Below are 25267 nucleotides of genomic sequence, written 5' to 3'. Positions count from 1 at the left end.
CGCCCATTAGCGGTCAATACAGCTCTCATTCCGAGAGAAGCTGTAGCCGTTTTTCCCTTGGTGTTTAATACGATACATAGCCGCATCGGCGCGATCGCAGCTTTGAGTAAAACGATCGCCGTACTCAAAAATATCGATACCGATACTCAAGCTAATCGCCACTTCACAACCATCGAGCAAGAAACGCTGTCGATAAACATCCAGTAAGGATTGCGCGAGCATGCCTAAGGCTTCGATATCCGAAGTGGGCAGGACAATCACAAACTCGTCCCCGCCGAGCCGCGCGATCTTCGCCTGTGCGCCCCTAATGAATGCGCCACATGCACCAATAAGTTATCGCCAAACTTGTGGCCATGGTGATCATTTAAGGCCTTAAAACCATCAAGATCGATAAAGAATAATGCCCCGCGCTGGCCGGGTTGTAATAACTCATCGAAGGCCTTGGCGATGGCTTGGCGGTTCATCAAGTTGGTGAGTGGGTCGCTGTGGGCTAGTCGGGCTAAATCCAGCTCGTAGCGCTTTTCTTGAGTGATATCGATATGGCTGCCCATCATCCGCAGCGGCGTGCCATCGGGGAGACGCTCAACAATGCGGCCACGATCCGACACCCAAGTGATGCTGCCATCTTTGTGCAGCATACGGTGTACGACCTGATAATAATCGGCCTTGCCATTCACATGATCTTCAAAGGCTTTGATTACCCAGTCTTTATCATCTGGATGAAGTTTGCTTTTCCAGCTGTCGACATGGGCGCGAAGCTCCTCGCGGCTAAAGCCAAGCAGCTCGCCCCACTTCACATTGAACAGGGTGAGATTGCCACTGGGAACATGTTGCTCCCACAAACACAAGCCATTACCATCGAGGGCGGCAAAGAGTTTCTCTTCGGCACGATTATTGAGCGCCGTTAACCGCGCATTTTCACGTTTAAGCTCGGCGATTTCGGCCTGAAGTTGCTTTATTTGTGCTGCAGAATCCGCTACCACGAAAAATCTCTGTCATTAAATTGGGGAATTTTCGTCCAGTGTAAAACAGTTAAAGCCGAAGGGACATAGTAAAAAGGATAAAGCCAAAAGGACATAGCAAAAGGGAGATCAAGCAGTTCAAAAGGAGTCAGCCAAATGCTGACCCCATCTTCAACCCGTTACTATTAATCGCGGGTTAGCACTTCAAGCAATTCAATCTCAAAGGTGAGGTCCGAATTCGGCTTGATATGGGCACCAATTTGGCGCTCGCCGTAGGCTAAATGCGCGGGAACGAATAACTTACGTTTACCGCCAACCTTCATGCCCATCAGCCCTTGATCCCAGCCTTTAATCACACGGCCAGTACCGATCACGCATTGAAATGCCTGACCACGGTCATAGGAGGAATCGAACTGAGTGCCATCCTGCAAAAAACCACGGTATTGAGTGGTGATCAACGCGCCTTTTACGGCCTCTTTTCCTTCGCCGATAACCAGATCGACAACTTCTAATTCAGTCATTTAATTAATCTCTTCGCCGTCACTTACATTCAAGTGATTCATCAAAGTGCCTATTCTAACATCGCTAGCCGAGCTTGTCGGTGCAGCTCATCCATTTTGTGGCGCAGGTTTAGTACGCCTTTACCTCCCTTTAAATTTGCCGCAGCGCCCCCATATCTACAACATGCATTGAGCTAAGGAGCCATTCCATGATTATTGCCTGCCCCCACTGTGACACCTTAAACCGTGTGCCCCAAGAGCGGTTAACTGAGCAGCCGACCTGCGGCAAATGTAAACAGAATCTGTTTGCGGCGGCGCCCATTGAGCTCACGAGCGCCAATTTTATTAATCATGCAAACAAATCAGAGTTGCCACTCGTTGTCGATTTTTGGGCGAGCTGGTGCGGCCCCTGCAAAAGCTTTGCGCCCACCTTTTCGGCGGCGGCAAAAGCATGGGAACCACAATTTCACTTCGGCAAGATTAATACCGAGGAGCAACAGGCGCTGGCGGCGCAATTTGGGATCTGCTCTATCCCTACGCTGATGATTTTCAAACAGGGGCATGTTATCGCCCAGCAAGCGGGCGCCTTACCCAAGTCGGCACTCGACCAATGGCTGCAAAGTTATTGTTAGCATCTGTGAGTTTCGCCCATAAAAATACCCAGCTTAGCTGGGTATTTTGTTTGGATGGTTCAGAGGCAATTACACTTCCCAGAAGGTGTGGGCAATAATGCCCAGCACTATCATGCTGAGGAAGTTAATTATCATACCCACTCGCACCATTTCCGACTGCTTAATATGGCCAGAGCCATAAACAATCGCGTTAGGCGGCGTCGCCACTGGCAACATAAAGGCGCAGGAAGCCGCAATACCAATCAGCACGGATAGCATAACGGGCGATACCCCTAATGCTTCGGCAATGGCCGCAAATACTGGCACTAACAGCGCCGCGCTCGCGGTATTACTGGCAAACTCGGTCAGCATCACCACGAAAGCGATCACCGCAAACACGAACAGCGACATATGGGTGCTGCCAAAAATATCCGTCATCCAGTGTGCGAGGAACACGCTGGTACCAGTGCTTTTGAGCACAGCACTTAAGGTCAAACCGCCACCGAAGAGGATCAACACGCCCCAATCTGTAGTCGATTCAATCTTCTTCCAACCCACCAGTCCTAAACCCGCCAGCAGCACGACCGCACCGAGTGCAACAACGGTATCAAATTGCGTAATTCCGCCGAGCGCTTTGGCCAGTGGCACACTGAAAATCCAGCAACAAACGGTTGCGAGGAAGATAACCAACGTCAGTTTGCCTTGGAAGGTCAGCTTTTGATCTTCAACCGCCAACTCGCACTTAGCCGATAAATCTGGCTTAAAGTACCAGTAGAGCGCCAGCAGCATCATAGGCAACATTAAGATCACGGTTGGGATCCCAAACTTCAGCCAATCGCTAAAGCTCAGCCCCACCTGTGCCGCGGCAATCGCGTTTGGCGGGCTGCCGACTAAGGTACCAATACCGCCGATGTTCGCGGAATAGGCAATACCCAATAACAGGAATACATAAGTGCTGTGGTATAGCTTGCGATCGAGTTGCTGCAAAATCCCCAGCGCGAGTGGCAACATCATCGCCGTGGTGGCAGTGTTACTGATCCACATAGACAACAGCGCCGTTACCCCAAACAGCATTAAACAGGCAATGCTGAGTTTACCTTTGGAGGCCAGCAGGAGTTTTTGCGCGATCAAAGTATCGATCTTTTGATGGTGCAGCGCCGCCGCAAGTACAAAGCCACCGAAAAACAAATAGATAATTGGATTGGCAAAGTTACTCATGGCTTCTTTGGTTTCAAACACCCCAAAGAATACCGCCAAAATAGGCACTAAAATCGCCGTGATACTGATGTGAATCGCTTCGGTTAACCACAAGATAGCGGCGAACACTAAGATAGCCAGACCCGTATTGACCCCTTGGTCAAAGGGTAAACCGTAATACAGCGCGAATAGCAGCAAAATATCCGCGACTAAGATCAGCATTTTTTTCTTTTCAAGCCCGACATTCGCGGACGAATGATTGGGGGGAACAGACTTTGATTGCTCTAAGGACATGGTGACAACCTTCATACCATTATTTTTTTAGGCAAATTTAGGGCATAGGTCACACTAGTCAAAGCAGTTTATTTTGTTGTTTTGCTACCCAGCAACCACAAATACTGCTGACAAAAGGCGCACAAACGCCATTTTCGAGATAAAAATCACCTGTTTTTGATCTGAACTTATGTACATAATTTTCAAACGGATAAAATTTGAGCAAAAGACAGATAAAGCTGTAACTGAATAAATGTTTAAAACTGTGACCCATGTCAAACTTCAGTTTTACATCAAGTGATAAAGGCTGAATTTAATCTTAATAACAGTAGTTAAAACCACAATATCAGCCGCAATAACGAAGTTACAGATAAACATATCGACAAACCATTAACAGCATCACCCTCGATTTAATTACATTCAAACAACATGCATCGTTTGTCGTGCATTTGTTCGGGTCGCCACCAATCACTTTGCAACAAAACAATGGTGAGTAAATCACCCATAGCGATATTCAACTCCGGCTTGCACACAGCGCATAACAGCCGGTCAAGATTTAACCAAAATTAAACAAAGATTGCAGAGGTTGCCAACTCCACTTATATTTCAGCTAGAACCTCAATTGGGCATTTAAAATATAGCTTTAAATACCCAAAGGCTTTAAGGGGCATAAGTATGGAAAGAAGATTCAACCCTTTAGACTTATCTGATAACGCTCAGGGACATCAGATCTGCCTTCCCGTCGAGTTTGTGCAAGCGCTCGCAGTGGCGAATTCACTTCAAGAAGTACTCGATACCGTTTCCCAATGGCTCTACCAACTGTTTGATGCCGAAAGGGCCAGCATTACCTTGAGAGACGACGCCGACTTTCTCAAAATCTATTCCATCCGTGGTAACAAAGCGATCCCGCTCGATTTCAGGGTACCTATCGCCAATACCCTTGTGGGTCGCGCTTTCACGGAAAAGACGGTACTCATCTGCGATGAATTAGATAAATCCACCGAACTGGACTGCATCATGCTGGCCCAACACGGCATGCAAACCTGTATGGATGCACCGCTGCTTTATGGCGATGTCTGCCTAGGCACGCTCAATGTCGCTCATAAGAAATCATCCTATTACAGTGAGTTACATGCCATAGAGTTGCAATGCTTAGCCAATTGGATTGGGCTTAATATTAGCCTGCGTCTGCAACTGAAAGAACTCGAATACCTTGCCTCGACCGATCACCTGACTGGCGCCGCCAATCGACGAGTGTTTACCCAAAAAATTCGCCAAGCCATGACTGAGTTCCATGAAAATGGCCAGTCGTTTTTCTTTGGCTTGATGGATATTGATCATTTTAAGATGTTGAATGACCAATTTGGTCATAGTGCAGGCGACTATGTGTTGCAGCGCATCGTCGCCATTTCCGAAACTATGATGACCAGTCCGGGGAAATTCTTTCGCATTGGCGGTGAGGAGTTTGCGATTATCTTCCCCGAGCAAAGCGAGTATGAGCCCTTGCGGTTTTTTAACGATATCAGGGAAGCGATTGCCCTCGCCGCGATGGATTACGATGGCATACCTATCAGTGTGAGCGTGAGCATTGGGTTTACCGCAATGCACATTCATGACAACACCCCAGAATCCTTACTGAGGCGCTCGGATAAGGCGCTCTACCAAGCCAAACTCGCTGGCAGAAATCGCGTGCTCATGTTTAACAGTGCGCAGGCATAAAGGTAAATAACAGGGACGTTATAAATCCTTTGCAGAAAAAACGCACAATAAAACTGCAAGTTGGTAACATTTAAAACTCATTATCTCTATGAATAATAAACACAAAAATTATTCACCATCTCAGTCAATCTAACTCACTTTACCCTGCACAACATTCGGCCTAAAGTCGCGCCCGTAATCTCCTTCTGTTTATTTTTTTACCTGTTTTGGTACCGCCAGTGGAAAATATCGCGTTAACGCCATCGACTCAAAAGCCTGGGCTGTTTGTGCCTGTAGCAGGCTTAAGCCTATTTGCCCTCGCCTCGGGCTATTTGATGAGTTTGATCCCGCTCTCCCTCAGTTACTTTGAACTCAGTCTCGATCTCGCGCCGTGGCTCGCGAGTATTTTCTACTTAGGCTTATTATTGGGCGCACCTTGTATCGCCCCCATAGTGGCGCGCATCGGCCACAGTAAAGCCTTTATTCTGTTTTTGAATGTCTTATTGTGCAGCGTTGTGGTGATGGTTTTGCTACCACAGAGCAGCGTTTGGTTAGCCGCCCGTTTGGTCGCAGGCCTCGCCGTAGCGGGGATTTTTGTGGTTGTCGAATCTTGGTTGCTAATGGCCGATACCCAAAAACAGCGGGCCAAACGCTTAGGACTTTATATGACCACCCTCTACGGCGGCACGGCGATAGGACAACTCGCGGTCGATTATTTAGGTACCACGGGCAACCTCCCCTATTTAGTGGTGATAGGATTACTGGCCGCCGCCAGTTTGCCCGCGTTATTAGTCAAACGGGGGCAGCCGCAATCGAGCGAGCAACACTCGATTGCCCTGTCAGATCTTAAAAACCTGAGTAAACCCGCCGTGGTCGGTTGTTTAGTCTCGGGATTGTTACTCGGCCCCATTTACGGCTTACTGCCTGTGTATGTGTCGCAGGACATGGGATTTGCCCAGCAGACGGGACAATTTATGGCGTTAATCATTATGGGCGGCATGATAGTTCAGCCCTTAGTGAGCTATTTATCCCCACGCTTCCAGAAGAGTGCCTTAATGGCCGCCTTCTGCTTAATTGGCGCAGCGGCACTCTTCTTACTGACACAAAAATCCCTTGTTGGACTCTGGTTAGGCTTTGTGTTGCTGGGCGCCTGCGCCTTTGCCCTCTACCCTATCGCCATCAGTCTGGCCTGCGATCATCTGCCCAGCAGTCAAATTGTGTCTGCAACCCAGATAATGTTGCTCAGTTATTCCGTCGGTTCGGTTATCGGCCCGGTTGCCGCCAGCCGCTTTAACCATATCGAACATGGCTTGCTACTCTACTTAGCCGCAAGCTTTGTGCTGACCTTTGGTTATCTTGGCGCGCACTTACTGCTACGGAGCAAACCCCGCTTACCGACGGCAAAAGCTTAGTGCTGGTTGACCGAGTGAATAAAAATGGGCGCCGATAAGGGCGCCCATTTTGTTAGGAGGTTTGTTGCCTTAACTCAGCTACTGGCTCTGTGCTGGGAATGGCCCAGACACTGTCCTGCGGGCCGTTGAACACGCACTGGCGCGTCAGTCGGTATCCATAATAGAAAACACAGCTAAAGCCGAGCGCCACTAGATCGACTCCAAACGTTGCCGCAGAATGGGGCGCCCATAAGCCTAAACTCGGCACTAACAGCCCAATCATGGAAGTAATAGGCATGGCCAAAGTCGCTAAGGCGCACAGGGGTAAAATCAACAGCGCCGCCCTCGCCGCGCCGCGCCAGAAGGCATAAGCCACTAAAACGGTAAACACCAGATAATACAGCCACAGGTAGAGGTGATTAATATTACTCACATGCGCGTAAAACCATTTTCCCAGCAGCATGCTCGCCGCCAGAGCGGCAACCGAACCCAAGCAAATCCCCACGGTGGCGCTCGCCATTAACCGACTGGCGCGGGTCTGCTCACTCGCCTGTTTTTTACGTCGCTTTTCCAGCCACAGCAAATTACCGCTATAAAATAAGAAGGCGCCGCTCAAGCCTAAAAAGAAATATACCCAACGCCCGAGGTCGCCCCCATAACTGCCAAAGTGCAGCCCAAAGAATACCGCGACCGATCTGGCCCAAATGCCATTTTCACTCGCATCAATCGTGCTATTCGACACTTTAAGACTATAAGGGTGCATGTATAAGTAGTCGGTGACTGGCCCACGCATAAAACCATCAGGGTTATATAAGCCTAAACGCAAGGTCGCACGGGGATTATTCAAGTTCATAAAGGTCATTTCATGCACTTGATACTCGGGCGCCAACTCCTGCACCTTTGCTAGAACGGTTGTGATCTTAGGTAAATCGGCTAGGGTGTAAGGCGTTCTGTCGGGCGCTGGCTGGGCAAATAATGGTTTTTCACCATAAACCATATGCTTAAGCCCATCATAAAGCTGATCATGGAAGGCAAACACTATCACACTTAGACTGATCACTAAGTGAAATGGCAGGCTGGTAATACCGACTAAGTTATGGGCATCGAGCCAGAAACGGCTCTCGCCCTTATCTTTACGCAGGGCAAAAAAGCTCTTGGTTAAGGTGGGCAATAAAAAAATCACCCCAGAAACGAGTGCTAAGAAGTATAAGAAGGCGGCAACACCCAGCACATAGACACCCGCCTGATCGTGGCCGACCTCACCGGCAATCCCCGCAGTACGGTGTAATTGGTCAATCAGCTCAGCCAACTCGCTTGGCGTGCTGAGTTGGGTGACTAATTGCCCCTGCTCGTCGAGGCTGGCATGCCAAAGCTGATTACTCATGCTGAGTTCACGCTCCGAGCCCTGCTGATACCAGGTCATCGGCGACTGATGCTCATCATTCAAATGCAAACTAAAGCCGTTTTTCGCCTTATCGTCCTGCGCTAACGCTTGCGATACCAAATCATCGAGCCTATCGCTTGAGACTTGCGGTAAAGTCACAGAAGGCGGCATTGACCAAGCTTCAATCGCCCCCTTAAACATAGTGAGCGAGCCAGCATAAAAGCCGATAAACAATACGATTCCGGCGATGATCCCAGTCCAAATATGGATAGACTGATACACCCGTAACACATCACTGCGAACTTTCATCCCTTATCACCTAAAGGTATATAACACTATATAAGTCAAAATGTTAAACAGGCCTAAATAGCCGATGGCCCTGAGTCCAGTTTTAAACAAATAGCTAAAACTTAAGATCAGTAACCAAATGGGCGTAATCAACCACATATTGAACTGCACCTTAGTGTCGGCATCGATTCCGCCCGGGCCAAACCAAGCAAATAATCCCACTAGGCCCAAGGCTAAGGTGAAGCCTAAAATCAACCCTGCCAGTGACTTAGTCCACCAGTCTGGCTGTAATTTGTCATGCTCAGCTAAACGCGCCATGGCTTATTTCCGCCCGATAAGTGAGATAAAAGGCACTAGCCCAGTCAACAACATCAACAGGGCTAACCAAATAAAAATCGCGGTGCTAGGGGTAAATAGACTGAGCCAGCCAATAAGGCTAGCGACAGCCATGCCGTAGGCGAGTAAACGCCAAGGCCGCTTAGGAAGGGAGCTTGCCAAGAGTTTTTGCTGCTTGTTAGTCAAATAAAATAACAAGCAGGCTACAAGCGTCGACAACAAAAAGACGAGTTGCAACACGGGATCGTATCCTCTCACCACAAAGTGTTAGCATATTAGCTGTCATGTTTCTTGGTCACACCCTGCAACCAGTGCCAAATAACACAATGAAAGCCATAGAAAAACTGAGTAAATTTGCGGGACTCTAGCTTTGATGATAACAGTTCGCAATAAGATTTACACTGTAAGTATGGAGAATAGGATCAGAGTCACGTGACAACGACTTTGCTTAGGGATGATTGCTATGCATTAACCATTAAGTTACATTTTGCGGCAAAATGTAATCTAAATGATTAAAAAACAAACCGTATTCTACCCCGATAAATATAAATTCCACCTATCGCAACACATCAGCAAAGGAAGCTACATGATTAAAAATGAACTCAATCTGCCGAGCTCCATCGGCCTCTCTAAAATCATCCCTGTGGTGATTTTATTGATCCTGTTTATCTCATTATTTGGTAGTTGGTATACGGTCGACCAAGGTGAACGCGGGGTGATCCTGCGTAACGGTAAGATCATCGGCACCGCCGAGCCAGGACTGGGCTTTAAACTGCCGCTGTTTGATACAGTCGTAAAAATCTCAACCCAAACCCACACCACCAGCTACAGCTCATTGCAGGCCTATAGCCGCGATCAGCAACCCGCGACCCTCAACGCTTCGGTGACCTTCAACGTGCCGCCGGATCGCGTCGAAGAAGTCTATGCCAATTTTAAGAGTATCGATGCCATGGTGGCACGACTACTCGACCGCCAAGTACCGACGCAAGTCGAAAACATTTTTGGTAAATACACTGCAATTTCGGTCGTGCAGGAGCGGATTAAATTCGGTATCGATGTCACCAGCGCCATCACCAACTCGGTCAAAGGCCCCATCGAAATCACTTCAGTACAGATTGAAAATATCGACTTCTCTAACGCCTATGAAAAGTCCGTAGAAGACAGAATGCGCGCCGAGGTTGAGGTACAAACTCAACTGCAAAACCTCGAGAAAGAAAGAGTTAGCGCCCAAATCGCCGTGACTCAAGCTCAGGCGGAAGCCGACTCGCAGCTTGCCCGCGCTAAGGCTGAGGCCGAAAGTATTAGGATTAAAGGGGATGCAGAAGCCTCTGCCATTAAGAGCCGCGCCGAGGCACTGGCACAAAACCAAAACCTAGTCGAACTGACCAAGGCCGAGAAATGGGACGGCAAGCTGCCAACCACAGTCTTACCCACTGGCACCCTGCCCTTTATCGATGCTAAGAAGTCGAACTAATAAACGACTAAGCATCGCTAGTAAGCTATGTGCCACTAGCAATACGCATTAGGCTATACCATAAAAAATCCCCAGTCATTGCTGGGGATTTTTAGTTAGCATTAGCGCTATGAACAGCAGTCACTGCGGCGCAGCCAACTGCGAGGGATTTTCTCGAACACCACTTTCGCCATCAGCAAGGCGAGCACTATGCCAGAGGCAGCAACTAACCACTCGGGCAACATTTGGTGCTGCTCGCCAATCTGTGGCATCACCTCAAAACCAAAGTTGGCCACTAGATAGTTCACTAAGGCACCAGCAACTAAGGCTACACCTAACACGCCGCCAAGATAACCGTAGAGCGCACGCTTACCCAGCTCCTTAGTCACTACGCCTAAGGTGGCAATATTGGTTGCAGGACCTGCCATCATAAACACCAGCACAGCGCCGGGAGATACGCCTGCGAGCAACAAGCCCGCCGCAATCGGCGTCGATGCTGTGGCGCAGATATACATAGGTACAGACACTAGCACCATCACCAGCATTGCCAGCAATCCATCGCCCCACTTAGCTAAAAAGTCAGCAGGAACATAGGTTTGTACTAATGCCGCGAAGAATAACCCCACCAGCAACCAGAGGGTCGTATCACGCACGAGATCCGTCGCCGCATATTTAAGTCCAAGTCCGATACGCGCAATCACAGATTCTGACTTAAGCTCAGTCGCCATATCCTGCGTGGACGCGCAGCAGCTTTCACCTTCGGCTTTATGCCCATCAGCCGCCTTCGAGCTAGTGCCACAACAAGCGCCTTTCTTCACTACCACGATTTTTTCTGGCGCAACGGTTTGAGTACCACAACATGAACCTGCACTTTCGACCTTAACAGGCTTAGCCTTAGCTCCATCACCCTTAGCGACATTAACCATACTGACAGTACCCATGCTTGGGCCTCCAGCCGCCATTAGGCTTGGCGTAGCCATAGGTGTCATTTTGATTTTCGGCTCAGTTGCTGGCGCTTTCGCATCATCACTGCCGCAGCAAGAAGACTTAACTGGCGTAATTGCAGGCTCCTTAGTCGATGAACAGCAGCTTTTTACCGCTTCGGCTTTTACCACTGTTTCTGCCGACGAAGATTTTGAAGCACAGCATGAAGCAACAGGAGCAGCGCTAGCTAATGCCTTGTCTGACTGAGCCGTGTCTGACAGGGTCTTAGCCGCAGGCTTGCCATCGTCATCATCACGCCCGACTAAAAGACCCGCGACAATAGCGCTAGTGATCGCCGCAATCGGCCGCACTATCGCCATAAAAGGGCCGAGTAAAACATAGGAAACGGTTACAGAGTCGACCCCTGTCTCAGGTGTCGAGACTAAAAAGGAAGTAGTTGCCGCTTTCGATGCGCCTGAGCGGCGCAGCCCAACGGCCGCTGGGATCACACCGCAGGAACACAGAGGTAAAGGCGCGCCCAATAACGCCGCCTTAACTACGGTTTTAAAGCCATGTCCGCCGAGCTGCTTTTGCATCCAGGCCATAGGCACAAACACTTTGAGTAAGCCCGCCAGAATCAAGCCGAGCAATAGCCAAGGGGCGGAATCTAAAAACAGATCGATAAAATTCTTCAATAACATAATTAATTCCCTGACTTATCTAGGGTTGTGGTGCAATCTGTGGCGCCATGGTCATGCTCAACGCGTACTCTTTCGGTACTCGACTCTAGCGCCTCTAAAATCGAGCAATGTTCGGCGCTACGCGGCCCGCCGCAGCAGGCATCCGACAGACTCTGTAAGCTGGTTTGAAAATGCAATAACTCGGCAATTTTGGCTTGCACCTGCGCCAGCTTAAGATCGACCATGCCCTTAACATCGGCACAGGCCCAGTTGGATTTGTCGAGGTCGATAGACAACAGCTCACTGATTTCACTTAAGGTAAAACCCACCGCCTTCGCCCGCAGAATAAAACGCAGCCGCGCCGCGTCGGCGTCGGTATAGACCCGATAGCCAGAGTCGGTACGGCTCGAAGGCGAAAGCAGGCCGTGTTTCTCATAGAATCTGAGGGTGTCGGCCTTAACCTCGCATAAATCGGCTAACTCACCAATTCGGTACATAGTTAATCCTTTGCAGTTTTACTCGAATCATCTCAAGCAACACTGACAATCAATATGATGAAGCGAGTATAAACCTTAGAGCCTACTCCAAGGTCAAGGGCTATTTTGAAATTTACACCTCGCCCAAAAATCATTCCACTTTGTTCTGATATCAATATTGTGAAATCGCGCAGAAAAAACACCCGTAAATCCAGTTTTACGGTAGAATACGCGCGCCTGACGCTGGGACAAAAAATATAAGTAGGACCAAGGGGCTTTTGGAAAGCAGAATCCGATAGAAGTTGTTCTGTTTTCCGAAAGATCCTTGAAACTAAAATAACTGGACCCTGTACCCAAATGACTGTTGCAAATAATGCCAGACCCATTCGTCGCGCGCTGTTAAGCGTTTCAGATAAAACCGGAATTCTCGAATTCGCCAAAGCATTACACGCCCAAGGCGTTGAACTGCTGTCAACGGGCGGCACCGCTCGCTTGTTAGCGGATAACGGCGTGCCTGTTATCGAAGTATCTGACTATACAGGACACCCTGAGATCATGGATGGTCGCGTTAAGACCCTGCACCCTAAAGTGCATGGTGGCATTTTGGCGCGTCGCGGTCTTGATGAAAATGTCATGGCTGCCAACAACATCAATGCAATCGATCTGGTTGCGGTTAACCTCTACCCTTTTGCCGATACCGTTGCTAAAGCCGGTTGCACCTTAGAAGATGCGATTGAAAACATCGACATCGGTGGCCCGACTATGGTGCGCGCTGCGGCGAAAAACCATAAAGACGTGACTATCGTGGTAAATGCGGCCGACTATAACCGCGTATTAGCCGAAATGGCCGCCAACAATGGCAGCACGACTCTCGCGACCCGTTTCGATTTAGCGATTGCTGCCTTCGAACACACTGCGGGTTACGATGGCATGATCGCCAACTACTTCGGCACTATGGTTCCTGCACACAGCACTGATGAGTGCTTCGAAGATTCTAAGTTCCCACGCACCTTCAACACTCAATTAGTGAAGAAACAAGATCTGCGTTACGGTGAAAACAGCCACCAAACTGCAGCCTTCTATGTTGACACTAAGATCGACGAAGCCTCAGTCGCAACTGCAGTTCAATTGCAAGGTAAGGCACTGTCTTACAACAACATCGCCGATACCGATGCCGCCCTTGAGTGTGTGAAAGAGTTCAGCGAGCCAGCCTGCGTTATCGTTAAACACGCTAACCCATGTGGTGTTGCACTGGGTAAAGACTTACTCGATGCCTATAACCGCGCCTACCAAACTGACCCAACATCAGCCTTTGGCGGCATTATCGCCTTCAACGGCGAGTTAGATGCAGCAACCGCTAGCGCTATCGTTGAACGCCAATTCGTTGAAGTGATTATTGCGCCAGTCGTGAGCCAAGGCGCACGCGATGTAGTGGCCAAGAAAACCAACGTGCGTCTGTTAGAGTGCGGTCAATGGGATACTAAGACCAAGACCTTAGACTATAAGCGCGTGAACGGTGGCCTGCTGGTGCAAGACCGCGACCAAGGCATGGTTGGCTTAGATGACATTAAAGTCGTGACTAAACGTCAACCAACCGAGAGCGAGCTGAAGGACTTAATGTTCTGCTGGAAAGTGGCTAAGTTCGTTAAATCTAACGCAATTGTTTACGCTAAAGACGGCATGACAATCGGTGTTGGCGCCGGCCAAATGAGCCGCGTCTACAGTGCTAAGATTGCGGGTATCAAGGCCGCCGATGAAGGCCTAGAAGTGGTTAACTCTGTGATGGCGTCCGATGCCTTCTTCCCTTTCCGCGACGGTATCGATGCCGCGGCGGCGGCGGGCATCAGCTGCATCATCCAGCCAGGTGGCTCAATGCGCGATGCTGAAATCATCGCCGCAGCCGATGAGCACGGCATGGCCATGGTAATGACTGGCATGCGCCACTTCCGTCACTAATGCCACCTACAGCCAGCACGCCATGTGCTGGCTGTTTCGTTTATCGCACTCAGTGAACATAAGTATCTAACCACAAGAATTTAAAACTCAAAGGGATGACTTAACATGAAAGTATTAGTTATTGGTGGCGGCGGCCGCGAACATGCCCTAGCTTGGAAAGCGGCACAATCACCTCAGGTAGAGCTGGTTTATGTTGCGCCGGGTAACGCGGGCACGGCTCTCGAGCCAAAGCTTGAAAACTTAAATATCAGTGCAACTGACATTCCTGCCCTGCTCGATTTTGCTAAAACCAATCAGATCGAACTCACCATCGTTGGCCCGGAAGCGCCGCTGGTATTAGGTGTGGTCGATGCCTTTAACACTGCGGGTCTGCCCATTTTTGGACCAACCAAAGCGGCTGCGCAGTTAGAAGGTTCTAAAGCCTTCACTAAGGACTTTTTGGCTCGCCACAATATTCCTACCGCGGGTTATAAAAACTGTACCGAAATCCAAGACGCTAAAGCCTTCGTACGTGAACTGACAGGCAAGACGGGTTACCCAGTCGTAATCAAGGCCGACGGTTTAGCGGCGGGTAAAGGCGTGATCATCGCCCAAGACCAAGCCGAAGCGGATGCTGCCATCGAAGATATGCTCGCGGGCAACAAGTTTGGCGATGCGGGTTCTCGCGTGGTTATCGAAGAATTCTTAAAAGGCGAAGAAGCCAGCTTTATTGTTATGGTCGATGGTAAAAATATCCTCGCCATGGCGACCAGCCAAGACCATAAAGCCCGTGATAACGCCGACCACGGTCCAAACACTGGCGGCATGGGCGCTTACTCACCAGCACCTGTGGTCACTCAAAGCGTTCATGATTGGACAATCGCTAACGTTATCCGCCCAACGGTTGATGGCATGGCGGCTGAAGGCAATGTTTACACTGGCTTCCTGTATGCGGGTCTGATGATCGCACCCGATGGCAGCGCCAAAGTACTGGAATACAATTGCCGCTTTGGCGATCCAGAAACCCAACCTATTATGATGCGCTTAAAGTCTGATCTGGTTGAGCTGTGTTTAGCCGCCACCCGTGGCGAGCTGGATAAAGTCACCGCCGAGTACGATGCTCGCGCCGCAGTCGGTGTCGTGTTAGCCGCTGGCGGTTACCCAGACGACTACCGCAAAGGCGATGTGATCCAGGGTTTAAGCCTAGGTAATCACGATGCTAAGGTCTTCCACGCGGGTACTGAGATGAAAGACGGCCATGTGGTCACCAACGGCGGCCGCGTATTATGTGCGACAGCCTTAGGACACACAGTGACCGAAGCACAAAAAGCCGCTTATCTGCTGGTTGAGGAAATCCACTGGGATGATGTGTATTTCCGTACCGATATTGGTTATCGCGCCATTGCCCGTGAACAACAGGACTAAAGGCTAAATCATTCAAAAAAACCGGCTGCCAGCCGGTTTTTTTATGCCTTAAAATTGACGGCCGTCAATTTTAAGATAATGATTTATATGAGATTTAATCAAGATGCATCTACTTTAACTCAGATTATTCCTATACAATGCTACGCAAATGTTAATTACCTACAAATGCTAAGGACTCTCCATGGAGACTAGACTCATTTCTGCCGCCATCGCCCTTATACTCGCTGGTTGTGGCGGTGGCTCAGAGGACACGGGTAGCACAACACCACCGACAGAGCCACCAGTCCAACCTCCAGCTGTGACTCAATATACGGTGAGTACAAGTTCAGTCTTAGGTGGCAAACTCGCACCCACCAGCCAAAAGGTCGATGCGGGTAAAAGTGCCAGCTTTAGTGTTCAAGCCGATAATGGCTTTGTGCTGGATAGCATCAGCGGCTGTGGCGGTATGCTAACAGAACTGACTTATACTACGGCGGCTATGAGTGCCGATTGCACTATTACCCCAAGCTTTATCAGCAATGCTGAAAATGCCATTCGCCATCAAGACCATACCCTTGCCAGCGCCAATGAGTTGATTGATTTCAGCACTGCTGAACTTGCGAAAGTAGATGCTGCCCGCACGGCGCAAATCACCGAACTCTATCAAGGTGTGGGTAACAGCATCAGTTGGCATCCGACCCATGATTCCATCACTTTTTCGAGCTTTATGCCGGAAAACACTTTTACCTTACTGCCATCGAATGTGGATGGCAGTGGCGCCAGCGCCGTACGCGGTTTAGTGATGGCGGGCGTACAACAGAGCCAGCGTTATGCCGCCATGGGTGGCAACCTGTTTGCGGTTAATAATTCAGATGAGAGCGATAAGCTGCTTAAAAACCTTATCGGATGGCTGACCAAAGGCGGCGATCAGCAGGATGGCCTTAGCATAGTCACGGCACAAATGCCGAGCCGTGCCGACAACTGGTATTTCCCCCATAACGAAGGGATCCGCACTTGGCTAAGCAAGTACTATCCCGATGCTCACAGCATCAATGCCGCCAATAGCTGTGATTACAGCGCCCTTGCCAGCTGTATCGATACCTTAAAACCCGATTTAATTGTTATCAGCGATATTGATCGAGATGGCCTAGGATACGCGGGCATTCAAGCGGCCATCGCTAAAGCCAAGGCCGCGGGAATTCCGCTGCTAGTTTCAAACTACTGGCGTAATCAAAGCCCTATGCTCTCGCCACTCTATCTTGAGATGGGGCTCTCTACCGCAGGAAACTATTGGTCCAAACTCAACGCCGATAATCTGAGTGTGAGCACTATTCTGGCGGAAGATAAAGCACTAACAGATGTAGAAAAACTACTTGCCAACCTGCGGGAACAACGCTTCGACACGCAAGTACTCAATGACTGCAGCGGCAACTATTTAAGCTGTAACAGTAGCGCCTTTGTCGAGGCCTTTAAGGCGGGCGCGGATTGGTATCGCAGCAATGCCGAAACCTTAGATAACAATGATATAGATGCTTTTAACAGCCCTAATTTCAGCTTGATGAAAGCGGGGTTACTGCTCGCCGACAAGTATCGCAGTGAAATCGATTACCCTATCGCCTACACCGAATCCGCCCAGTGGCAGCAAGCCCTGTTTGCCGATTGGACTGTCAGCTACGCCCGCGCCCACAACCTCGCCCAAGCTGACTTAGGTGAGTATGTCACCGACAGGGCTAATCTAAGCAAGGGCAGCAATGCCCATTACGCTTATCCTGCCACAGTGACGGAACGTAAGAGCATCGCAGTGCCTTACTCTGGCCAGTGGACAACCACGGGCTGGTACGCCTTACCCGGACAGACCATCACCCTCAGCCGCTTAGATAACACAAACGCGAATGTCGAAATTAAGCTGAATTATCATAGACGTAATACTAACCGCGCCTATGAACAAAAGGTTTATCGCGCGCCATTGGAACTTGCCCAGCAACGCCTCAAGCTCACCAAAGGGCAAAGTATTGAGTTTTCAACCCCCTATGGCGGCCCCATTTACCTCTATATCAGTGGTGGCGAAGGAGCGCTTAGTGTCGATGTGCAAGCCAAAAATGTGGCTAAGCACCCCAGCATTATGGATTTTTCCAATCCCGCGGAAATAACGGCCTTTAACGATAAGATCCAAAATACTGAGTTGCCCCATGTGGATCTTCGTACCGATGGCGCCGAGCAACATTTGCGCCGCGACCGTTTTATGAATGCGATTGGCGGTAAGATCCCGGATGTCAACGCGCTGCTTAAGAGCATTGTCGAGGATCATATCAACAGCGTGTATACCCTCGCAGGGCTGAAGATCCAAGGTAAGAGCTTAAGTGAATCTCTCCCCTCGGATGTGCTTGCCAGCTGTCAGGCACTGTTTGGCGCCGATTGCGCCGATGCCAGTTTGCATACCCGCAGCATCATCCAACACGCTAACTATGACCAAAACGCCCACTGTGGCTCAGGTTGTAGCGGTAATCCATGGGATGCGGCTTGGAATATTTCACCCACGGGTTGGGGAGATAACCACGAGCTCGGCCACAATCTGCAAACTAACCGTCTAAACGTGCAATATGCCACTGCCGCCAACAGCGACAATTGGACAGGCTATGGCAGCCGCGCGGGGGAAAACTCCAACAATATCTTCCCCTATGTGGTGCTATGGAAAACCCATTATTTGCGTGATGGTAATACCAACACCATCACCGATGGTCATATGAATCACAAAGATCTCTTCTATGTGTTTATGTCCGATGCCGCTGGCACCACGGATACCAGTGGCAAACGCGTGGTCTTCGGTGCTAACTGCAAAGTGCTCGATGCGGGCGAAGACAGATACACCGCCCCTTGGGCCAACAATGCCTACGCGGTACACAACGGCTATCGCATGGCGTTTTACATCCAAATGGCGCTAAAAGCCCATGGCATGACACTCAGCGACGGCACCAGCTTAAGCAATGGCTTCAATATCTTCACCCTGCTGTACCAGCACAGCCGCATCTTTGGCAAATACGCCAATAATGCCAGCGACTGGGAGGCTAACCGCAGCAAACTGGGCTTTGAACTCTTCCTATACGAGGGTCATAGCGTTTACGGCGGCAAAACGGTGAGAGATATTCCAGGCAATGACTTTATGCTGGTATCACTGAGTAAGCTCACAGGCAAAGATTGGCGCAGCCATTTTGATGTGTTGGGCCTGCGTTACTCAAGCCTCGCCGCGGCGCAGGTGACGGCAAACGCCAGCCAAGGTACGGTGCCTATGGGCATGTATGAGCTTGAAACCGATTTACCGCCGGCAAATATGAGCCAAGGTTTAAACTTTATCCCGCTGTCACTTAGCGATGGCAGCACATTGTGGAAAGGCACAGGCTCACCTAGCCAATGTGCTAAGCCTTAATGGGTCATAGATGTCGATAGCCTAGCATCCAAGCCCAATCACCCATAAACCTCGCCTATGCGGGGTTTATTTTTGCCTTAAAGCGTGAGCTAACGCACACAAGCCCCCCTTTGGCGGGCGCACTATCTAGACCCAACAAAAAATATCAGGGGTTATTTATGGGATATTCGATCAAAGACATTATTTATCAAGGGGAAAAGTCTGGCGTGCACAATTGGCAAACGCTATCGGGACAGAATTTTTACTGGCACCCCGACTGGTTGCACATTGCCGAGGACCTCACAGGCCACAAAGCCACCGCCCATATTCAGGCCGATGGCGATAAGGCGACCCAAAGCGAGGCCGAGCAAGCCATTGTGAAGCACCTCAACCGCGGCAAATAAGTGTTAATGGCCTGAAGCAATCGCCTTGCGGGCAATTTTATCGATTAAACCCGGTGCAATAAGCTTTAGCCAGCGCCCGAGTCGGCCACGTAGTGACGTAATAAGCTGCCGACCTCGGGTCGCGATCACAGGGAGCATCATGTTCGCGCATTGCTCGGCGGTGATAATTTTGGCTTCCTGCATCGGGGATTTACCAAGGGGCTTACCCTCGCCGTCGAGGGCACGCTTATGAATTTGCGACACGACAAAATCAGGACAAATCACAGTCACGGCGACATTATCATCCGCCAGCTCAATCCGCAGCGAATCAAAAAAGCCGATAACCGCGTGTTTAGAGGCGGCATAGCCACTGCGTGTCGGCACGCCCGTTAACCCTGCCACAGAAGCGACCACCACCACCTGACCTTGGCTCGACTTTAAATAGGGTAAAGCGGCGTGAGTTAAATACGCTGGGCCTAAATAGTTGACTCGCATGATATCTTCGAGCACAGACAACTGATTGAGCTCATCAAAACGCGACCACATGGTCATACCCGCGTTATTCACGAGAATATCGAGGCGGCCATAATGGGCAATAGTGGCTTGAATTAAGGCTTCACATTGGGAGGCGCTACTGACATCAGCGGCAAACACAAAGGGAGTCGGACCATAGTTCGCGATTTCGAGGGCAAGGGAGGCTAAACGTGTTTCATTGCGGGCACTGAGCACCAGTTGGCAACCCACCCGTGCCATAGCGATCGCCAGCGCGCGGCCAATACCTTCTGAAGCGCCCGTAATAATGACTACTTTCCCCGTCAGTCCATCCATAACTATTCCCTTGTTACCAATGTGTTAATTATGCTCCGAGGTAAATTGGCATAATCATCTTAAAAGCGCAATCCCCTAGGCGCGTTGTGCCGCCTGCATATCAAACTGCTGGCAATAACTGGCCAAAGGTTGCGGTCGTCCGATTGCATAGCCTTGAGCGTAGTTAATACCAATCACTTGTAATCTATCGATAATCTCTTGGTTTTCGACAAACTCGGCAACCGTCTCAATCCCCATGACGCGGCATACGTCCTGAATAGATTTAACGATAGCGTAATCCTTGGCATTAACCGCTAAATTCTTCACGAAGCAGCCGTCGATTTTGACATAGTCCACCGGCAGTTCACGCAGATAACCGTAGGACGCAAAGCCACTGCCAAAATCATCCAATGCGAAGGAAAACCCGAGTTTACGCAGCTGCCTTAACATCTCCATGCCGCGCTGGCGATTTTGAATTGCCGTAGTTTCGGTAATTTCAAAGCACACACATTGGCTCGGAATATCGAAAATATGTTGCTGCTGAGCTATGTATTCCACCATGCCTTCGGCGCCTAGACTATTGCCAGAAAGGTTGATTGAAATACAGTGATCCGGCCACAACTGTGGATTTAACGACAGCCATAAAAAGGCTTTACGTATCACTTCTTTATCGATTTCAGGCATCAACTTAAAGCGCTCCGCCGCCGCAATAAACTGCGCGGGCGCTAAAATACGACCGCATGGCTCTTGGATCCTCAGTAGGATTTCCATCCGTTGCCGTTTGGAACTCGCCCCTAAACCACGGATCGGTTGGTAGTAGAGCAGCAGTTCGTTTTCCTCAATCGCTTGTGCGATACGCACCGCCCATTTAGGCGCGTTACGCTGATAAGTCAGCTCTTTATCTTTATCATCGTAAAAATGGATTTGGTTTGTGCCCTTAGCTTTGGCGGCGATACAGGCAATATCCGCATCCTTGAGCAGCTCCAAGGCATTGATATAAGGCGCACGGCCAAAGGCAACCCCGATACTCAAGCCGACCTTATAGTTACAGTTTTTATCGTGCAACACCTGCAGCGAAACCTGAGCAATGATCTGTTTTAACTGCTGCGCCACAGATAAAGCAGTGCTATCGCAGATCACTAAGCCAAATTCATCGCCCCCGAGGCGGGCTAACAAGGTCTGTGGCCCGAGACAAGACTGAATCGCCCGCGCTACTAAGACCAACATGCGATCACCGGCTGTATGCCCACAGCTATCGTTAATCAACTTAAACTGTTCTAAATCCAGATAACATACCGCGATGCGCTTAGCCTGACTGGCAAACTGCGGTAACTGCTCTTCGAAGGCTTGGCGATTCAATAAGCCAGTAATGCCATCGAAATTTGCGCGTTTTTGCAGCTGACGTTTAAGCAATTCTTCTTGGGTGATATCCCGCAGCACCACCACAGTACCAGTAATTTCTTTATCATGATTCAACACGTTACTGATGCTGCGCTCAATAATCCGTGGCGTGGCGGTTAAAAGCTTGATCTTGGCGACTTGCGGCGTGGTCTCCCCCAAGCGCATACAGTGGAATACGGCTTGATTTAACTGCTCCCCCGCTTTTAATAACGACGCTAAACTCTGACCCACGGCGTAACAACTGGCGACATCGAGTAAGGACTCGGCCTTGGGATTCATGTAGATCACTTTGGCATTGATATCGGTCAGGATCACCGCCTCGGCAATCGACTCCAGAGTCGTTTTACCACGTTCTTTCTGCTGGTATATGCGGGCAAGTAAGCTGTTCACTCGGCTAGCCAACACTTCTAACTCGGCGTTGCCTTCACCGCTCACAGGGCGATACACGCTGGCCGTAGGGTCGACCAATGCCAACTGCTTCATCATGCTCTTAAAGGGCTTTAATAGGCCTGCGCGCAGCCAAATGTAACCCAACGCCACAATCAACACGCCGAGTAGAATAATCCCCACCGAAACCCAATCGAGGTCGAGCTTGACCTCTTGGAAAGGTTCGGTTGAAAACTGCACCTGCAAATACAAGGGAATATTACTCAGCAAACTCGGGATTTGAACAAATCCGACATAATCCTTTGCTGTTGCCAGATTGCTGCTGCTCATTTGTACCTGAGTGACTAATGGCACCTGGGCATATTCTAATAAGTCTTGTGCCGATAACTGGCGCACCAAGAGCACGAATTCTTCGGGGGCAACCGTAACCGCGGTAACAACAAGCCCAACATCCCCAGCAAGATAAGCTCCTGCAAGCTGAGTTTTATTGGCGGCAAGTACCGCACGGGCAATTTCCTGTTGTGTTGGCAAGGCAATGCTGGAGGTATTGGCGAGGACACTTTGCAGTTGTCCGCCTTGCAGAATAAACCAATGCAAATTGGCGGATATGGCACTCTCACGCCATGATGATTCGATTGACTCTAGCAGATCGCCATCGACCCGAGACAGAGGCGAAGCGTAGATATTAGTCAGGAAACTTAAGCGGTCGAGATCGATATGAAACTGTTGTTGAACATTGGTCAGCTCATGCTGCACATTGTCTTGGCGCAACTGCTCGACCCTATGGTCGAACCAATAACCGAGGCAATAGGACACAAGCACAACCGCAGGCAGACAAAACCCCGCAATAAATACCAATATTTTGTTGCCTATGCGCATCTTCTACCACGGCTTTCGTAATTAAATTGATTAACGGCTTTACATAGTCCCTTATAGCGCCATGCAACATAGCTTATTTGCAAATAGGATTAAATATCACTTTGCTTTATCCGTTGCTAAAGTAAGCAATAGCATGCATTTAATTGTTTAAAACACCTTTGATTTAGCACAGCTATTCGATAAATAAGTTTCTAAAAGTTAGATGTTAATCAAGATCCTATGTTCTAAATCCGTTTGTGAATACTTTGTTTCCTATATTATTTTGATTGAACTGCGCGTTATCAGGCAGTGTACTTCGTGCTTAATCAATCCTGCTCAGCGAAGGAAACACAGCAATAAAAAACGGACCCTAGGGTCCGTTTCTTCTTCAGTATCGCTTACTTATGGTACTGCTTAGATTGAGCATGAACCGCCTTGATAAAGGCACCCGCATGCTCTGGGTCAACGTGCTGGTGAATACCATGGCCTAAGTTAAACACATGGCCTGTACCTTCACCGTAGCCCGCCAGAATTTGAGCCACTTCTTCTTCGATACGTGGAATTGGTGCGTACAGCATAGATGGATCCATGTTACCTTGCAGTGCCACTTTATGGCCTACACGGCGACGGGCGTCGGCAATGTCGACTGTCCAGTCTAAGCCTAAGGCGTCACAGCCTGTTTCAGCCATGGCTTCTAACCATAAACCACCGCCCTTAGTGAATAAGGTCACTGGCACTTGGCGGCCATCGGCAAAGCGAGTCAGGCCATCGACAATCTTCTGCATATAACGCAGTGAGAACTCACGGTAAGCCGTGTGCGATAACGCGCCGCCCCATGAGTCGAAAATCATCAGCGATTGCGCGCCGTTAGCAACCTGTGCATTCAGGTACAGAGTCACTGAATCGGCTAACTTGTCGAGTAACATATGCAGCGCCGCTGGCTCTGCGTAGGCCATCTTCTTAATTTTTTCGAAGGTTTTGCTCGAGCCACCTTCAACCATGTAAGTCGCGAGTGTCCAAGGAGAACCAGAGAAACCAATCAATGGCACTTGGCCATTCAGTTCACGGCGAATAGTGCTAACCGCTTTCATCACATAACCCAGATCATCTTCTGGATCGGGAACGGCTAATTTTTTGATGGCATCGATAGTGTCTGTTGGGCGCTCAAAACGTGGGCCTTCGCCCGCCTCAAAATACAGACCTAAACCCATAGCATCGGGAACAGTCAGAATATCGGAAAACAGAATCGCCGCATCCAGCTCGTAACGACGCAGCGGTTGTAGCGTTACTTCACAGGCCAGTTCATGGTTTTTACATAAAGACATGAAGTCACCCGCTTGAGCGCGAGTCGCTTTGTATTCAGGAAGATAACGACCTGCTTGACGCATCATCCACACTGGAGTCATATCAACAGGCTGTTTTAGTAGGGCGCGTAAATAACGATCATTCTTTAATTCTGCCATTTGGCTTGATTCCTAGACTTATTGAGATCCGCTGGGTCGGTAGTTTAGCATTTACGCGAATAATGTAACCAATATGAGCTAATTTATGTGAGCTAATCCCCATCATTGCTGTCCATTTAAGCACTTATCGTCAAAATGCTAGCCAGATAACATACTGTTTATTAATCGAACCCAAAGTCACACTAAGACAGAAAAAAGTTGCGCTGGTTTCCTGCCTTTGGTATAAAAAGTTTGCGCTAGCAAGAACAATCAAGAAGCTCGTCGCATCGAGCCTGCTATATACATTACTCGCCCAACGATAGGTTTCTATCGTTGGGCTTTTTATTTCCGCATTTTTTTATACAAAACAGCTGGTTTGTCCATCTGCCAATTCTCGCAAATCCCAACAAAAAGGGTTGATCCAAGAGCTATTTCTCCCCTACATTAGAGTCATGTCCTGGCACTTAAATGGAATGCATCATGCTGAGAGAACTCGAAAAAGCAGAACAAAAGTGGGGCGGTTCAAATAAGCTTATAGATCAATGGCTAGAAAATCGTCGTAAACTCTTGGTGCATTACTGCCAGATAGCGGGCCTTCCTCCCTATGGGAAAGCCGAAAAATCCCTTCCCTCCTTCGATCATGTGAAATCCTTTTGTGATTTATTAGTCGATTACGTCTCCGAAGGCCATTTCGAAGTCTATGACCAAGTGGTCAATGCCTGTGAAAAGTTTGGCGCCTCGAGCAAAACCTTAGCCCAGCAAGTACTGCCGAAGATCACCCCGACCACCAACGCGGCGTTAGATTTTAATGATAAGTACGCCGAAGCGCAGGATGACCAAGTGTTATACCAGCTCGATAAGGATCTTTCCGAACTGGCCCACACCATGGAAACCCGTTTCGAATTAGAAGATAAATTGCTCGAAGTGTTACATAACCAGTATTCAGGGCACGCCCAACAAGCCTAATTAGTGTTAACCGTTATGCGCCGCGAGTCACATGATTGCGCGTCAATAGTGGCAAGTCGCCATCCTTGATAAATGTTTGAGATTGGCATTCACCTCTTAACCAAGCGC

Annotated in this window: 19 protein-coding genes and 1 pseudogene; 9 read left to right on the top strand and 11 right to left on the bottom strand. The window is 49.3% G+C overall.

Annotation, left to right across the window (positions count from 1 at the left end; genetic code table 11):
- Positions 1-6: 6 nt before the first annotated feature.
- Positions 7-983: pseudogene (locus tag K0H60_RS02610) on the bottom strand (diguanylate cyclase domain-containing protein).
- Positions 984-1147: 164 nt separating this feature from the next.
- The gene (locus K0H60_RS02605; protein WP_011621259.1) at positions 1148-1483 is read right to left on the bottom strand and encodes an FKBP-type peptidyl-prolyl cis-trans isomerase; all 336 of its coding nucleotides are present in this window, start codon (positions 1481-1483) and stop codon (positions 1148-1150) included.
- A 188-nt stretch (positions 1484-1671) separates the two neighbouring features.
- On the opposite strand from K0H60_RS02605, the gene trxC reads away from it, so the two are divergent.
- Positions 1672-2094 carry a thioredoxin TrxC gene (gene trxC / locus K0H60_RS02600; RefSeq protein ID WP_220057174.1) on the top strand — a complete coding sequence of 141 codons (423 nt, stop codon included), beginning with the start codon at positions 1672-1674 and terminating at the stop codon, positions 2092-2094.
- A 69-nt stretch (positions 2095-2163) separates the two neighbouring features.
- Here the strand turns inward: trxC and K0H60_RS02595 are convergent, their stop codons facing one another.
- Positions 2164-3564, bottom strand: a complete 1401-nt coding sequence (locus K0H60_RS02595; RefSeq protein WP_088211888.1) for a DASS family sodium-coupled anion symporter — start codon at positions 3562-3564, stop codon at positions 2164-2166.
- Positions 3565-4218: 654 nt separating this feature from the next.
- Between K0H60_RS02595 and K0H60_RS02590 the strand changes: the two genes are divergently transcribed.
- Positions 4219-5262 carry a sensor domain-containing diguanylate cyclase gene (locus K0H60_RS02590; protein WP_011715661.1) on the top strand — a complete coding sequence of 348 codons (1044 nt, stop codon included), beginning with the start codon at positions 4219-4221 and terminating at the stop codon, positions 5260-5262.
- 218 nt (positions 5263-5480) lie between these two features.
- On the top strand, positions 5481-6653 hold the full coding sequence (locus tag K0H60_RS02585) for an MFS transporter (RefSeq protein WP_220057173.1): 1173 nt from the start codon (positions 5481-5483) through the stop codon (positions 6651-6653).
- A 52-nt stretch (positions 6654-6705) separates the two neighbouring features.
- On the opposite strand, the gene K0H60_RS02580 is transcribed toward K0H60_RS02585, so the two are convergent.
- The 3 genes from K0H60_RS02580 to K0H60_RS02570 are packed head-to-tail and all read right to left on the bottom strand — an operon-like array spanning position 6706 to position 8880.
- Entirely contained in the window at positions 6706-8325 is a 1620-nt protein-coding gene (locus tag K0H60_RS02580; protein WP_220057172.1) for a PepSY-associated TM helix domain-containing protein, read from the bottom strand.
- A 6-nt stretch (positions 8326-8331) separates the two neighbouring features.
- Positions 8332-8622, bottom strand: coding sequence for a hypothetical protein (locus K0H60_RS02575; protein ID WP_011715658.1), 291 nt, complete (start codon positions 8620-8622; stop codon positions 8332-8334).
- A gap of 3 nt (positions 8623-8625) precedes the next feature.
- Entirely contained in the window at positions 8626-8880 is a 255-nt protein-coding gene (locus tag K0H60_RS02570) for a hypothetical protein (protein WP_220057171.1), read from the bottom strand.
- A gap of 346 nt (positions 8881-9226) precedes the next feature.
- Here K0H60_RS02570 and K0H60_RS02565 point away from each other — a divergent pair, with 346 nt between their 5' ends.
- Positions 9227-10114: an SPFH domain-containing protein gene (locus K0H60_RS02565; RefSeq protein ID WP_011715656.1), complete on the top strand. Its 888-nt coding sequence runs from the start codon at positions 9227-9229 to the stop codon at positions 10112-10114.
- 107 nt (positions 10115-10221) lie between these two features.
- On the opposite strand, the gene K0H60_RS02560 is transcribed toward K0H60_RS02565, so the two are convergent.
- Together K0H60_RS02560 and zntR are read right to left on the bottom strand one after the other, a co-directional pair.
- On the bottom strand, positions 10222-11718 hold the full coding sequence (locus K0H60_RS02560; RefSeq protein WP_220057170.1) for a permease: 1497 nt from the start codon (positions 11716-11718) through the stop codon (positions 10222-10224).
- Between the two features lie 2 nt (positions 11719-11720).
- A complete protein-coding gene (zntR, locus tag K0H60_RS02555; RefSeq protein WP_023268922.1) occupies positions 11721-12194 on the bottom strand; it encodes a Zn(2+)-responsive transcriptional regulator in 474 nt (157 codons plus the stop codon).
- A 336-nt stretch (positions 12195-12530) separates the two neighbouring features.
- Here zntR and purH point away from each other — a divergent pair, with 336 nt between their 5' ends.
- The 4 genes from purH to K0H60_RS02535 all read left to right on the top strand — a co-directional run bounded on the left by purH (position 12531) and on the right by K0H60_RS02535 (position 19319).
- Positions 12531-14129, top strand: a complete 1599-nt coding sequence (purH, locus tag K0H60_RS02550; RefSeq protein WP_220057169.1) for a bifunctional phosphoribosylaminoimidazolecarboxamide formyltransferase/IMP cyclohydrolase — start codon at positions 12531-12533, stop codon at positions 14127-14129.
- A 105-nt stretch (positions 14130-14234) separates the two neighbouring features.
- Positions 14235-15533, top strand: coding sequence for a phosphoribosylamine--glycine ligase (gene purD / locus K0H60_RS02545; protein WP_220057168.1), 1299 nt, complete (start codon positions 14235-14237; stop codon positions 15531-15533).
- Positions 15534-15714: 181 nt separating this feature from the next.
- Positions 15715-18936 (top strand): ImpA family metalloprotease, encoded by a 3222-nt coding sequence (locus K0H60_RS02540; RefSeq protein WP_220057167.1) that lies wholly within the window; start codon positions 15715-15717, stop codon positions 18934-18936.
- 158 nt (positions 18937-19094) lie between these two features.
- Positions 19095-19319 (top strand): hypothetical protein, encoded by a 225-nt coding sequence (locus tag K0H60_RS02535; RefSeq protein WP_088211897.1) that lies wholly within the window; start codon positions 19095-19097, stop codon positions 19317-19319.
- 3 nt (positions 19320-19322) lie between these two features.
- Here K0H60_RS02535 and K0H60_RS02530 read toward each other — a convergent pair whose 3' ends face one another.
- From K0H60_RS02530 to hemE, 3 genes are all read right to left on the bottom strand, one after another.
- Positions 19323-20126, bottom strand: a complete 804-nt coding sequence (locus tag K0H60_RS02530; protein WP_086903796.1) for an SDR family oxidoreductase — start codon at positions 20124-20126, stop codon at positions 19323-19325.
- Between the two features lie 75 nt (positions 20127-20201).
- On the bottom strand, positions 20202-22772 hold the full coding sequence (locus tag K0H60_RS02525) for a putative bifunctional diguanylate cyclase/phosphodiesterase (protein WP_220057166.1): 2571 nt from the start codon (positions 22770-22772) through the stop codon (positions 20202-20204).
- Between the two features lie 377 nt (positions 22773-23149).
- Positions 23150-24214: a uroporphyrinogen decarboxylase gene (gene hemE, locus K0H60_RS02520; RefSeq protein WP_011621241.1), complete on the bottom strand. Its 1065-nt coding sequence runs from the start codon at positions 24212-24214 to the stop codon at positions 23150-23152.
- A gap of 459 nt (positions 24215-24673) precedes the next feature.
- Here hemE and rsd point away from each other — a divergent pair, with 459 nt between their 5' ends.
- A complete protein-coding gene (gene rsd / locus K0H60_RS02515; protein WP_220057165.1) occupies positions 24674-25159 on the top strand; it encodes a sigma D regulator in 486 nt (161 codons plus the stop codon).
- The last annotated feature ends 108 nt before the right edge of the window (positions 25160-25267 follow it).

Origin of the sequence: Shewanella mangrovisoli, assembly GCF_019457635.1 — a bacterium.
GTDB classification, from domain to species: Bacteria; Pseudomonadota; Gammaproteobacteria; order Enterobacterales; family Shewanellaceae; genus Shewanella; species Shewanella mangrovisoli.
Note: the sequence above shows the minus strand (reverse complement) of the source record. Positions and strands in the feature narration are given on the sequence as shown.